At 34.2% G+C, this 13811-nt stretch carries 13 protein-coding genes and 2 tRNA genes; 5 read left to right on the forward strand and 10 right to left on the reverse strand.

Annotation, left to right across the window (positions count from 1 at the left end; all coding sequences use genetic code 11):
- Positions 1 to 153: 153 nt before the first annotated feature.
- Complete coding sequence (pgi, locus tag QHG57_RS02590; RefSeq protein ID WP_330168518.1) at positions 154 to 1818, forward strand: glucose-6-phosphate isomerase; 1665 nt, start codon at positions 154 to 156, stop codon at positions 1816 to 1818.
- Between the two features lie 320 nt (positions 1819 to 2138).
- Here the strand turns inward: pgi and QHG57_RS02595 are convergent.
- Positions 2139 to 2228 (reverse strand) — tRNA-Ser (locus QHG57_RS02595).
- Between the two features lie 285 nt (positions 2229 to 2513).
- On the opposite strand from QHG57_RS02595, the gene rplU reads away from it, so the two are divergent.
- From rplU to QHG57_RS02615, 4 genes are all read left to right on the forward strand, one after another.
- Entirely contained in the window at positions 2514 to 2993 is a 480-nt protein-coding gene (rplU, locus tag QHG57_RS02600; protein ID WP_330169404.1) for a 50S ribosomal protein L21, read from the forward strand.
- Positions 2994 to 3005: 12 nt separating this feature from the next.
- Entirely contained in the window at positions 3006 to 3275 is a 270-nt protein-coding gene (gene rpmA, locus QHG57_RS02605) for a 50S ribosomal protein L27 (RefSeq protein ID WP_273723965.1), read from the forward strand.
- A 1392-nt stretch (positions 3276 to 4667) separates the two neighbouring features.
- On the forward strand, positions 4668 to 7172 hold the full coding sequence (gene ptsP / locus QHG57_RS02610; protein ID WP_419196343.1) for a phosphoenolpyruvate--protein phosphotransferase: 2505 nt from the start codon (positions 4668 to 4670) through the stop codon (positions 7170 to 7172).
- A 1627-nt stretch (positions 7173 to 8799) separates the two neighbouring features.
- A tRNA-Ser gene (locus QHG57_RS02615) sits at positions 8800 to 8889 on the forward strand.
- Positions 8890 to 9051: 162 nt separating this feature from the next.
- On the opposite strand, the gene QHG57_RS02620 is transcribed toward QHG57_RS02615, so the two are convergent.
- The 9 genes from QHG57_RS02620 to QHG57_RS02660 form a co-directional block, all read right to left on the reverse strand.
- Positions 9052 to 9372, reverse strand: coding sequence for a P-loop NTPase family protein (locus tag QHG57_RS02620; RefSeq protein ID WP_330168562.1), 321 nt, complete (start codon positions 9370 to 9372; stop codon positions 9052 to 9054).
- On the reverse strand, positions 9369 to 10592 hold the full coding sequence (locus QHG57_RS02625) for an MFS transporter (protein ID WP_330168563.1): 1224 nt from the start codon (positions 10590 to 10592) through the stop codon (positions 9369 to 9371). The genes QHG57_RS02620 and QHG57_RS02625 overlap by 4 nt, the downstream gene beginning before the upstream one ends.
- Positions 10582 to 11784: a tRNA lysidine(34) synthetase gene (locus tag QHG57_RS02630; protein WP_330169405.1), complete on the reverse strand. Its 1203-nt coding sequence runs from the start codon at positions 11782 to 11784 to the stop codon at positions 10582 to 10584. The genes QHG57_RS02625 and QHG57_RS02630 overlap by 11 nt, the downstream gene beginning before the upstream one ends.
- A gap of 67 nt (positions 11785 to 11851) precedes the next feature.
- Positions 11852 to 12022 carry a hypothetical protein gene (locus tag QHG57_RS02635; protein ID WP_330169406.1) on the reverse strand — a complete coding sequence of 57 codons (171 nt, stop codon included), beginning with the start codon at positions 12020 to 12022 and terminating at the stop codon, positions 11852 to 11854.
- A 756-nt stretch (positions 12023 to 12778) separates the two neighbouring features.
- Complete coding sequence (locus tag QHG57_RS02640) at positions 12779 to 12979, reverse strand: cupin domain-containing protein (protein WP_330168790.1); 201 nt, start codon at positions 12977 to 12979, stop codon at positions 12779 to 12781.
- On the reverse strand, positions 12963 to 13100 hold the full coding sequence (locus tag QHG57_RS02645) for a hypothetical protein (RefSeq protein WP_330169407.1): 138 nt from the start codon (positions 13098 to 13100) through the stop codon (positions 12963 to 12965). Before QHG57_RS02645 ends, QHG57_RS02640 begins: the two co-directional genes overlap by 17 nt.
- Entirely contained in the window at positions 13093 to 13311 is a 219-nt protein-coding gene (locus tag QHG57_RS02650) for a YqcI/YcgG family protein (RefSeq protein WP_330169408.1), read from the reverse strand. The genes QHG57_RS02645 and QHG57_RS02650 overlap by 8 nt, the downstream gene beginning before the upstream one ends.
- Positions 13251 to 13664: a YqcI/YcgG family protein gene (locus QHG57_RS02655; protein ID WP_330169409.1), complete on the reverse strand. Its 414-nt coding sequence runs from the start codon at positions 13662 to 13664 to the stop codon at positions 13251 to 13253. The genes QHG57_RS02650 and QHG57_RS02655 overlap by 61 nt, the downstream gene beginning before the upstream one ends.
- Before the next feature lie 9 nt (positions 13665 to 13673).
- Positions 13674 to 13808, reverse strand: a complete 135-nt coding sequence (locus tag QHG57_RS02660; RefSeq protein ID WP_330168567.1) for a hypothetical protein — start codon at positions 13806 to 13808, stop codon at positions 13674 to 13676.
- Between the last annotated feature and the right edge of the window lie 3 nt (positions 13809 to 13811).

The following is a 13811-nucleotide window of genomic DNA, read 5'->3' on the forward strand; positions in this document are numbered from 1 at the left end:
TAAAAATATCATTTTCGGATCTTATCCTTTTATTTTGTATATTCCTTTATTTTTATGTGAGCAGTGAAAATAGCGAGCAATAAAGGAGGTGCTTTCTGCTTTGTTATTGTTTGAGCATAGATTTCATTATCAATAATCGTATAGGATAAGCTTATGGGAGATAGCTTTTCGATTCGAAATGAAAGGGCTTTTGAAGCCACATTAAAGGCTTTAAGAAACCATGCCGCAAAGGATGGGGTCTATGATATTCGTCGGCATTTTGTAGAAGATGAACAGCGGTTTTCCCATTTTTCCCTCAGACTTGATGATTTTCTTTTTGATTTTTCAAAATGTGGTGTGACATTTAAAACATTGCAACTTCTAGATGAGTTAGCTGTCGCAGCAGATGTGTTAGGCTGGCGTGATGCAATGTTTTCTGGTAAGGCGATTAATACAACTGAAAAACGCTCAGTTCTTCATATTGCATTACGTTTACCTGCTGATGAAATTTTCATGTTAGATGGTCATAATCTTATTCGTGATATTCAAGACGTTCTTGAAGATATGGAAAGATTTTCTGAAAAGGTGCGGGATGGTAGCTATAAGGGAAACAGTGGTGAGAGAATAAGTGATATTGTCAATATTGGTATTGGTGGTTCTGATCTTGGCCCTGCAATGGTCACATATGCTTTAAAACCTTATCATGATGGTCCACAGTGTCATTTTGTTTCTAACGCTGACAGTGCCCATATTTCTGATACTCTCTCTATTTTGAATCCAGCCACAACGCTTTTTATCATTGCTTCTAAAACCTTTACAACGGCTGAAACAATGGTAAATGCTCAAGTTGCACGTCAGTGGATTTGTTCACATTTAGGAGAAGAAGCCGTTTGTAGGCATTTTGTTGCCGTTTCAAGTGCGCTTGATAAAGTGGCAGAATTTGGCATAGATTCCACAAGAGTTTTTAAATTTTGGAATTGGGTTGGAGGACGTTATTCAATTTGGTCAGCTATTGGACTTGTTGTTATGTTTGCAATAGGTTGTGGAAATTTTCGCCAATTTCTCAATGGTGCTTTGCAAATGGACCAGCATTTTAAAACTATGCCTTTACATAAAAATATTCCTATTCGTTTTGCTCTTTTAGGATTCTGGCATCGTGTTATTTGTGGTTATTCATCACGTTCTATTATTCCTTATGCACAGCGTTTAATACATTTTCCAGCTTATTTACAACAGCTTGATATGGAATCAAATGGTAAGCAAGTTTCGCTGGATGGAAAACCATTAAGTTTTTCAAGTGGTCCGATTGTTTGGGGGGATTCAGGAACAAATAGTCAACATGCTTTTTTTCAGCTTCTGCATCAAGGAACAGATATTATTCCTGTAGAATTTATTTTATTTACAAAAGGGCATGAGAAAAATTTACATTCTATGTATGAGATGTTGCTAGCAAACGGTTTAGCACAATCAAAAGCCTTGATGAAGGGGCGTAGTATTGAAGATGCACGGCATATCTTGATAAAAAATGGAGTTGATGAGGCTGAAGCAGATCATTTAGCACTTCATAAAAGTTTTAAAGGAAACCGTCCCAGCATTACGCTGGTTCAAGATTTATTAACACCTTTTGCACTTGGTCGTCTTATTGCGCTTTATGAACATCGTATTTTTGTTGAAGGGATTTTAATGAATATTAATTCATTTGATCAATGGGGCGTTGAACTTGGTAAAGAGTTAGCAAACGAGTTACTACCAATTCTTCGTGGAGAAAGTAAAGCGGATAATCGCGATAGTTCAACATTAGGGTTGCTAGCACATATTCAAGCAAGACGTGCAAAATAAATATAGCTTGTCAGTAGGTTTTGTACTAACTAAGCAAAAGTAGAATGAAAGAGAAATATGAGATAATTCTTCAATTTTACTATGCATTCTTTTATTATCTGAACTAGATTTATGTAACAGAAAATCAAAAAAGTGCAAAAAATGTAAAAATGAGAATTTATTCGCAAAAACGATAACGATAAAGAGCTTTGAATGGGTTTAAGGACCTTTTGAAAATGGATTGGTACAAAACCTACTGACAAGCTATACTAAGAAAAATATACAGAATCCATCGGCAAGTTACGATTAAAGACACTTTAATAATATCGCTTTATAAATTTTGGCGGAGAGAGAGGGATTTGAACCCTCGATAGAGTTACCCCTATGCCGCATTTCGAGTGCGGTGCTTTCAACCACTCAGCCATCTCTCCATAATAAAGTGAAACAAAAATTAGCACTATTTGAGTGTATAAGGGGTAGATAACCTTCAATTGTTTTTGGTACAACCTTTTTTTCTTTTTTATGGGACTTTATTGACAGAGAATAGAAATTCCTTCATATATACAGAATATGAGCGTGGGGAAATCTGCGCATATTTGTGTTGAAGAAGGTTTTATCCTTCTTTAAAATCTATTACGACTGATAAAAAGCAGCCTATTTTCCCTTATTTCAAGGCAGAAATTAAATAAGAGCTGGAGTGAACGGAAGGATAAAAAATGTTCGCAGTCATTAAAACTGGTGGTAAGCAATACCGCATTGTTGCTAATCAAGTGGTTAAAGTTGAAAAAGTTAGTGGAAATGCGGGTGATGTTGTTGAATTCAATGACATATTGATGGTTGGGCAAGAAGGTAATGCGGTTATTGGTACCCCTGTCGTTGCTGATGCATTAGTGACAGCTGAGATTATAGAACAGGCACGTGGGCGCAAGGTTATCGCATTTAAGAAGCGCCGTCGTCAAAATTCTAAACGCACACGTGGTCATCGTCAAGAATTTACGAAGCTGCGTGTTTTAGAAATTTTAATGGGTGGTTCAAAACCTAAAAAAGCAGCTGCGAAACCGATAAAAGAAGAAGCAACTGCACCAAAAGAAACAAAAGCTGCTGCTTCTGCTGAGAAGGCGGCTAAAAAAACAGCTGAAAAAAAGACTGCGTTGCAGAAGAAAGCGTCTGTAGCATCAAAGAGTAAGAAAGATTAAAGGAGAGCGTCTATGGCACATAAAAAAGCTGGTGGTTCCTCGCGTAATGGTCGCGATTCAGAATCGAAACGTCTAGGCGTTAAAAAATTTGGTGGTGAAACCGTTATTGCCGGAAATATTATTATTCGCCAGCGTGGTACACGTTGGCATCCTGGCAACAATGTCGGCATTGGAAAAGACCATACGCTTTTTGCATTATCAAATGGAAAGGTTTCTTTTCAACGCAAAGCGGGTAATCGTTCCTATGTTTCAGTCATTCCTATGGTAGAGGCAGCAGAGTAATCTATAACACTCTCTAGAAATCAACAGGATTTCATTGAGTTGTAGTTGTTTTTATAAGTATTAAAAGGGAAAGATAGAATCTGATCTTTCCCTTTTTGCGTTGATACTATAATAAATGTAGAAGATATACAAAAAAGGTAGAATTGGGGAAATGGCTTTTCTCAATGAAGGAAGAAGTTTGTGCGGTGCTACATTAGTATTGAGTACTGAACGTATTGATATTATGATAGAATTTGTTGATAGATTTCTGTATAATAATAGTGAGAAGAGACTTTCTTTTTATACATGAAAAAGTGTCGAGTAATTTCTTTATAAGAGAAGCAGTTTGTTTTCAGGAAATTATGAGAAATTTAATGAAAGCATTATTTATGTAATCATTTTGATAAAGATAGATCTTTTTATCAGCATTGTGGTATTGATGAGTTGTCATACCGTTTTTAGGTGGTGGTGTGGATAGGTGAGGCTATTCATTTAAAAGGACATAGGGTCGGGATAAAAAATCCATAAGATGGCAGTTAAAATTACTTTGAAAGTGGCTTGCATTAAGGAATTTTAGGTAAATCAAGAGTGAAATTATATTTTTAAGGAGGGCGGTATTTAAAGATATAAAAATAACCAACGTGCAATCAGCGCCCTTCAAGAATATTTTTTCTAATTTCACTATTATTGTACATTGCTGAAAATCATAAGAGCTAGGATTAAGGCAATAATTGCTTTTCATTTTTTACTTTATTTATCTTAGATGTTCATACTTTGTAAATGTGCGACAGAGAGCATTATGTGTTTGCGATATTGATTGAAGTAAAGGAGTAGCTTAAAATATATAAATGTTATATTAAATTATATATTGAGGGGTTGGTATCATAGGATGAGCTGCACGAAATTTTAAAAATGATACGTTGCATAGAGCAACTTGTAATTATGGAATGAATTTATAAAGGGGATAATAGGTTAAATAAACTTTGAGGAATCAGTTAAAATATTAGCTGAAGTTACAGATAATTGGGAAGGATGCTTTCTTGTAGGGAGAATAATGAAAAGTTATGTTGAATAACTTGGGATAATGAGAGCGTTTTTAAAACATAGTTTTTCAGGTGATTGGTGCTGTAAAAATCAGGGTTTTGTCTTTGTAAAGTAAAAGAGTAAGAGGCAGACTTGCGTGTGATGGTTTTAAGCACCTCTTTAGATGGTAATATCCAATTGTATTATCGGTTATATTGAGGTATTTAAGCACCTCACTTAGCTATATTCCGTAAAATATAAAGAGAGCTGTGGTGGTATTTATAGCTTGTATTTTTGGAAATACAGCTTTGAAGAGGAATTTATCAGAGATATTTGTGTTCAAATGTGAGGCAATTTGAATTTATGACGAGATGTGAGAAAGCAGAAGCAATGAATGTAGATTTTACCGAGGGTGAAATCTTGTCTATAAGATCTGTACAACTTGCAGCTGCGTTTGATCATAAAAATGATGCAATTTATGCTGCTGCTGAATTGCTTGTGCAGGTTGGTGCAGTTGATAAGTGTTATCTGGCAAGCATGCTCGCACGTGAAGAAACGACCAATACTTGGCTTGGAAATGGTATAGCCATTCCTCATGGTATGGTTGAAAACCGTGATTTAATTATCAAGGACGCTGTTGCTGTTATACAGGTTCCTGCTGGTGTTGAGTGGCAGGATGGTAAGAAAGCGCATTTGATTATTGCCATTGCAGCGTGTCCAGATCGTTATAGAGAAATTTGTAAAAAATTGACGTCTCTTTTATTTGATAAAAAACAGCTTGAAGTACTTGCAACGACTATGGACAAACAGCAAATTGTTACAACTTTGTTTGATCAAGATATGAAGATAGAAAAAACTTTTATTGGTGATCTTTCGGTGTGTCAGGAATGGACTTTAGATTATCCAAGTGGTCTTCATGCACGACCAGCTTCTCTTTGGGTTGATTTTGCAAAAAAGGCTCAAAATTCTATCAGGGTTCGCCATGGTCAATATACCGTTGAAATGAAAAATTTGGTTGGTTTATTGCAATTAGGAGCAAAAAACGGTGATGTTCTAATTTTTTCTACAGATGCTGCAGAAGGAGCAAAACTTCTCAATGATGCCATTGCTATTGCAAAAAAAGTGAGTATTAGTGAAAAATGCTTGATGAGAGCAATGGAATCTCAAACAAAGGCTTTTCATGGTTGGTATCCACGTTCTATGCAAAAAGGCATTTCTGGTGTTGGGACAAGTTCAGGATTAGCATTTGGTAAGATTTTTGTTTTAAGAGAAAATGATATTTCCATAATAGACCAACCAATTGATTTTGCAGCTGGTGCAGCATGTCTTGAAAATGCTCTTACAAGAACAAAACATAAAATGGCATCTGTGATTTCTGATATTACAGTGCGTATGGGAGCAGATTCTGCCGCGATTTTTTCTGCGCAAATGGTTTTGCTTGAAGATGAAAATTTAATAGCTCAAGCTTGTCGTTTTATAGCAGAAGGTCATGGTGTCGCTTGGTCTTGGGATAGAGCGGTTCGTCAATTTTCAGATATGTTTTTTAAGGTAGATAATCCTTTGTTAGCAGCACGTGCTGTTAATTTAGTTGATGTTGGTCGACGTGTTTTAGCTGAAATAAATCCATCTTATAGATCGTTCTTTTTAAATGATATTCCACATGGTGTAATTCTGGTTACAAATGACCTTTCTCCTTCTGATGTAGCACAACTTGATTGTACAAGGGTAAAAGGATTAGCAACAGCATGGGGAGGTCCATTATCTCATACAGCTATTTTGGCGCGTACTCTTGGTATTCCAATGATTGTTGCAGCAGGTGATGATATTTTAGCGATCCAGTCTGATATTCAGGCTATTATTGATGGTGATAACGGGTTTATTTACCTTGATCCTGCGCTTGAAGACGTTGAAGATGCTCAAAAGCATATTGATACTGTTGCGCAAAAACGTGTCAGTGAAATAAATGTGTGTAGATTACCAGCGCAAACGACAGATGGTCAAAGAATTCGTATCATGGCTAATGTCAACTACGCAAATCAGATTCCTATTGCGCTTGATTTGGGGGCTGAAGGTGTTGGACTCATGCGTACGGAATTTTTGTTTTTAGAGAATCCACATATTCCGGATGAAGAGCTACAATTTAATATATATCGGGCGATGATTACAGCTGTAGGAGATAAGCCATTAATTATTCGAGCGCTCGATATTGGTGGGGATAAACAGGTTACGCATTTACATTTATCTAAAGAGGACAATCCTTTTTTAGGTGTTCGAGGAACGCGGCTTTTGTTACGTCGACGTGATCTTTTGGTGCCTCAATTACGTGCTTTGTATCGAGCGGCAAAAGAGGGCGGAGATCTATGGATTGTGTTCCCGATGGTAATGTCTGTTTCAGAGATTGTCACTATAAAAAAGATTGCAGAAGAAATCCGCAATGATATTGATGCACCAAAATTAAAACTTGGTATTATGATCGAAGTTCCAGCAGCCGCCATTATGGCAGATGTGTTGAGCGCCCATGTTGATTTTTTCTCAATTGGAACCAATGACCTAACGCAGTATACAATGGCTGTTGATCGGCAAAATCCGTACCTTGTGTCTGAAGCTGATAGCCTTGATCCAGCAGTTTTGCGTATGATTTATCAGACTATTCAGGGAGCTGCACAACATAAGTGTTGGGTTAGTGTATGTGGTGGTATGGCTGGAGATCCTTTTGGTGCAATGATTTTGACTGGGTTGGGAATTAATGAGCTTTCTATGATATCTTGCGATATTTCTCCAGTAAAGGCGTGTTTACAGACTCATAGTTTTGAAGATATGAAAATTTTAGCACAAAAAGCATTACAATGTGAAACTGCACGAGCTGTACGCGCTCTAAGCAAGGATATAAGGTGATAAAGAACCTTAAGGGAACGATCTAGCTCATTTTGCAGAGTAATCAGATCTTTAGTACTGTAAAACATTATCCTTTAGGACGATTATAGGCGCATATTAATTTATAATAATAATTTATCGTTTTACATAATGAAAACCCTGAATATCCTAAGGTTTTCTCGTTTTAAATTTCTCTATAGTGAATTAATAAAATTATTTTTTTATACGTTACAAGGAGGAGCAATCTGTGGATAAAAACACTTTAAGCAAGAATAAAAGCCTTTTATGCATTCTCTTAAATAGCAAGGGATGTTGCAACATTAGGGGATAAATAGCGTGATGGTACTTGGCTTATACTTTTTATTTAAGGAAAGATGAAGCTATCCAATAGATTTTATACTATTCATAGACACCGTATGAAATAGATGTGACAAGCTTTAAGAGATGTTTTTTAAAACAAACGTGTAGATGAGAAAGAAAATAGTATTCTTAGAGTATTCTGTTTTGTTATGAGAACATATCCCACTTAAAGAATGCAATAATCAAAACTATGAAGTAATACGTAATATCTTTTAAATAATAGAGATTACTTTAGATATTTTGAAAACGGTAAAGCTGAATTTAAAAGTATATGGTCAAAATGAAAACAGGTTTGCATCTTTATGATTTTGTATTTGATCAACATTGAGACTATTTTTTCATTTCAGAAAATAAGATATATTCATACATATTAAATTAAAAATGCAAAGGTCTTTTTTGTCTGAATTTTATTTTCTTTAGTATCAACTAAATATAAAAGTGTGAAATTGAATAAAAGATTTAGAGTAGGGCTTATTCTGTAATCCTATGAAGGAGAAAATTGACACCATCACACTATTTTACAGCCCTCAATGTTGCAAAAATTCATGCTATTTAAGAAAATGCATAAGAGGCACTTATCCTCTCTCAAAATGTTCTTTCCCCACACACCATCCCCGCTTATGGCGTATAAGCAAGTGATTTTAATTAATTCAATATGAAAGGAGTTATGATGAGAAAAATTTACAATATTCGAAGGTTTTTATGATGTATAAACGATAATTTATTATTATAAATTAATATCTTGCATATTATCTAAAACATAAAAGTGATTAGCAGGTAGATCTCATTTCAAGAGAGAGTTGTTTGTAATCAAAGTTATAGTGATTAAGTATTTTCATCCTTGGAGGTAAGAAGGAGATTGAAAATGATTTTTATTGAAATGAAATTTATTATTTGGATAAACAATTTTAATATTAGGGATATAAGAAGTTTATATCGTTATTATCCTATTTATTATTAGGGTAATCAATAGTGTTAAGCGAGAGATATTTAATTATTTGGTTGTGTAAAACCATGGACTGTATGCCAATTTTAAGAGAAGTATTTTTTTGTGAAGCAAAAAGTACGTAAATGAGCATGAAAGTTTATAACTGGTGACAATCTTTTTATTTCCATTATTGTATTATACAAATCTATCCACGGAAAAGTTTTTTCTTAAAAAGAAAGGATGTGCTTGTTATTCAACAGATATAAGCTCTTACTTTCATAAATGAGTTTGTTTTTTGAATTTTGAATGTATAATTTAAGCTTGCACGTTATTTCTTTCTGGGTATAGTGCGAGACTTCTGGAGAGGTGGCCGAGTGGTTGAAGGCGCACGCCTGGAACGCGTGTATATGGGAAACCATATCGAGGGTTCGAATCCCTCTCTCTCCGCCATTAATTTAAAACGAACTTTCATATGCTTGATATAAAATAGCTTAAAAAGCTCAGTATTTTCAGGATTTTTTGCTGTTTGCGATTGACCAGTTCGCGTTAGTCTATGCCTGTCATTATATATACCTAGAAATTGCAGTTGGATTTCCATGAGTTTTATAATTTCTAAGCTTCTCTCCTTTCGATCTTTAGATAACCTGATCTAGCATAAACGATCTCTTCAAATATCGTTGAAGGATCTTTACCACTATAACCAACTTCGGATAAAGTCTTGGAATCAATGGTTACCATAGTTTTATTTGCAATTTCGTTGATTAAACGGACTAAGTATGTTTTCCCAACGCCAGAAGCACCTGATATTAACAGACATCTAGGTTTTTTCCATGAAATATGCTCATTTAAAATTAATGTGATGAGTATTTGTACAAACTTTTTATCTATACCATAATCAAAAAAAGATTGACGTAGTAATTGAATATCATTCATGAGGCACTCTTTTTTATTTCTAAACCTTTTAAGTAAATAGATAGTCCATGTAAAATAAATAAAGGGGCGCAAAAACCTATAAATATACAGAGGCCGTATAATGTAGGAAATGAAAAAAAGTTTGCTGCATATAAAAGCACAATAGAAAATAAAGCTGTTATAATGCGCACGCTGGCATCACCTACCAAAATTACCTCAGCCAAATTGTCACTAGGTGTAACGGCTTGACCAATTGTTATCCCAGATACCCTAAAATAAAATTGCCCAATTCCTAATAAAAAACCCATGATATAGAGAGAGTATTGGGTAAAGTTTAAATATAAAACAAAAGAGATAGCAATTATTGCGAAAGCTGGTGCACCCCATACGAAAAAACGAACTAAAGATGGAAATTTCCGTAAATAATAGGATGAAACGAAGCCATTGATTACAAAACCCAGTGCTGACAAAGCAAAAACAGAATTTTGAATGGCTGTAAATTTTATATTATCTGATGTTATCGATGCAAGAACAAGTGGCAATAAAACGATAGCGCCTGTATAGAGAAAATTATTCAAGATACGATTAATCGTCAAAAACCGCAAAGCAGAAATTTGCCAAAGGCACCTAAAACCAACACCATAAGATCTTTGAATTGTTCTTTTTGATGGTTCTTTTATCCTATTTATTTTCTGTATAGACTTCATATAAAACCATAAGCTGGCATTTAAAAGATAAAAAAAGACAACAAAGGCTATAGCTATTTTGTGCCCCAAATGCGCAATTATAAAATATATAAGTAATGGAGACACAATAATAAAAAACTGACAGCAACTCGTATAAAATGCAAAAATACTAGCTTTTTGTTTTGGGTCTGAAATTAATTGATTTAAAGCAGTGTTATTATTTGGGTTATCAGCTCCCATCAATAGAGCAAGTAAAAAAAACACAAATAAAATAAGTACTGAGTTGTTTATAAATAATAAGGAAGATAGCAAGGCAGCACAAATAATTTGACTATAAAATCCAATTATAAAGCCTTGGTAGTGCGACAACACGTTTCCCAAACATAAGCCTGCAATTCCAATTGCAATTAAATTAACAACATTTAGAGTAGCAGATGCTTCTCCTGTTGTATCTTGCAATTGTAATAAAGAAAGGCCAATAGATAATATACTACCAGCACAAAAACTTGTTAAACATCCAATCAAAATCATAAGAAAAACAGAATTACGCAACACTTTTCTTATTTCCAGATAAAGCGTTAAGCCATTTTGTAATTTCTTCTGTTGTTAAATGTGGTTCGGCACTAAATCCTAGTTTTTCATAAAATTTGCATTCAAATGCATTACGGGTACTCATTTTTTGCAAGCCATCTATTAGCATGAATTCTATACCAGGCAATATTGTGCTCATAGATTGAGACAAATAATAAGAAACTGCTCTCCAATATATATGGCTACGATCTCTTGCTAAATAATTTTCTAAAGCATATTTCGGGTAACAACCATCTAAAATACGTTTTGGACAACGATATAATGGATAACAAATACGAATAGCATCTACTTCACGCACAGGAAAAGGAGAAATATTCTTTCCTCTCATGATATTATAAAAACTTTCAGCAAGCAGATCTTCTAAATTCAGCCCAACCACAACAAGATTGGTTTCTAATTTTCTAGCAACATGAGATAAAGCTAGCCGAACTGCTAAAGTTCCAATGACCTCTAAGTCAGATTCTGGATAAGCTTTTCTAAAATTTCCCGCCCAATCTGTCTCTGTGACCCCCAATAATTGTCCAACTTCATTTGAATGAACAAGGTGCAATTCTAAACCAATATCAGTACAAAGTTTTTGAGCTCTTGAAACTCCTGTATCCCAATCTGGTATTCCTAACATCATTACAGGAACTAAAGAATCTTTAGGTATTCCAACTTCTATTAAACTTTGTAATAATGTATTAGAATCTCCACCTCCGCTGACTCCGACAATTACTTTCTCACCACTATAAAAACTAAAAAAGTTATCTTTGAATTTACTCACTTCTAGTGAGACAAAGGAACGACATTCCTCCTTACTAAAAAAAACATGTTCTTTGTTTTTTCCTTTATGATTATCAAAAATATATTCCGCTACAATTTGATCATCAACTTTAGAATAAATATTTCTCCTTCGGTCTAATAAACTGTTATAATCAATATTTCTATCTGTTCTAAAAATAAGCTCTTCTTCTCCAAGATCTGCTAGTAGTTGCTGTACAGTTTTTCCAAGAAATGGCAATACTTCAACATTGCCATCCTGAAAAACTTTATATGCACACACTGCATTATATGGAATACCATGTATTTTTAAAACTTGTTCAACTAATAACTCTTCTGATGGGCAAAATAAATCACGAAACTCATGTGCTGTCACAACTCGAAAAACAATCATTTGTCTCCCCCTAACGATATAAGATATCATTAGGACAAGCCCTAATGATATCTATATAATAAATGAATTAACCAGAAAAAACTGAAGAGCTTATAGAACAAATTTTATCCTCGCCTTGTAATCCCATCCTTGCTTCAGCCATTTTTGTTAAAAGTTCTAGTGCTACTTTTTCTTCATTTAGTACTATTTCTTCATTTACTTGTAACAATGGATAAATAGCTAAATTTGCCTGTGTCATAATAGTTCTTCTTTTGGTCAAATAGGGCTGCTTCAATCTCAATATATAAATATTTTAATTCTTTAGTATATTCTTTCCATATGCTTTAGATTAACAACACACAAAAACCAAAAAAATATTTATTTTGCTTAAGTTATTGAATATTATTTAAAAAGTATGAAAATAAAGTGATGAAAGAGTTAAAAAAATTATCTAAAAGTTCAAATTCATCTACATTTTAGAGTCACCACGCATGGTAATAGCAGTTGCCGGTATACTAAATACGTACGCTTGTTAACTTTTCCGCTTCATGGTTGTAGGGAGTTCCATATAGAGATAATATCAGAATCCATTCGTGAAGGCTCGATAATAAAACTGTAAACAAAATTATTTCCTTATTGTTTAATCAGTTAAGCTTGATCCATTATTATTCCTAAAGAATAACGCTCTTGACGATTTATTGTTAGGAAGAAGCTTAACTGATATAGATTGTTTTTAGTTTTGTAAAAAGCGAATTCATATTTACCAAGATGTATCACTAATTGATGGTTCGCTTAATACCTATGCCCCCTTTATCTATAAGTTTGAATGCAAATACCCTCCAACGTTCTATTTTGTGCTGTAAAATGCGGTTTCTAAAAAGTTTCTACGTTGGTTTAGGGTAGAGTCCGTAAATTTCATAGCCTTATCTTCCGCAGAATCTAGGGGCACATTATGGGAAGCAGGAGTAAAAGAATAAAATCCTGTATGAGAAAGAATCCATTAAAGAGCGTGCGGTTACCCATCTCTAATATTTCCAATAGTGAGATTTTCTGTAGCAATTGCATATATGCATCCTACATCTGCTGCAATTGATTTATGTCTTGTATTAGCAGGTAGATGTATAATATCTCCTGGTGTACAGGTTATACGTTTTTCGCTATAGAAAAAATCTAACTCTCCCTCTATAATTAAGAGAGTTTCATCGACCTTGTGAATATGCCAATCGTGTTTTTTTGGAAAAGTCTCTTTGTATCTCTATTGATCCTTGTTTTGGCATCATCATTTTTAATATATCATAGATATCTTTATTTAATTTAATTTTAGAAAATTTAGCCATTATCGTGCTCCATTATATGATATGGGCAAGGTGGGCATTCAATATTATTATCTTGCAAGAAATATTGCATCCACTCTCTATTCTGAGGATCGCCATATTTTCCTAAAAAGGGGGATTTTGTGATAATGTCAAAAGGTTCAAGTCTTTTTCCTACAGCGGAGAATGCATTTTTTGCTTTTTGTTCTGTATCGAGCAGATCAGAAAAATCCATCTTGGCTGGAAAGTTAACATAAATGTAGAACTTTTTCTACTTATTCTGTTTATATGGGATGGGGTATTGCAAACTATAAACATAGGCTCGCCATGAAAGCAGAACTCCCATAGAGGGTCGTCCATATTTTTTGGTATATGCTTAGGCCATTCTCGGTCATCAAGCATTCTCAAATCTTTAAGTATAGACCAGAATTTTTCTCTATAAACTTCGATACTTTGTATGGGGGCAGGTTCCTCGAATGCAACAAAAGATGTGTTCTTTCCAAAATTTTTATAGTTATCGCAATAATTTATCAGGTCTTCCATCATATTTTTTGCGGTCAACTTATTGTAGAATCCAAATCTAAGCATATTTTTTGATTATCCATTTACACCGAATAGGCAGGGAAAAGGCCTAATGGCGTTATTCATGGTTGCATCGAATTCTTTGAAAATGACCTGCTTCCATTTTTCATATTTGTCTATATTTTCAATTATTTGCGCTGCTGAATCCATGTT

The organism is Bartonella grahamii subsp. shimonis (genome assembly GCF_036327415.1).
Classification (GTDB): Bacteria; Pseudomonadota; Alphaproteobacteria; order Rhizobiales; family Rhizobiaceae; genus Bartonella; species Bartonella shimonis.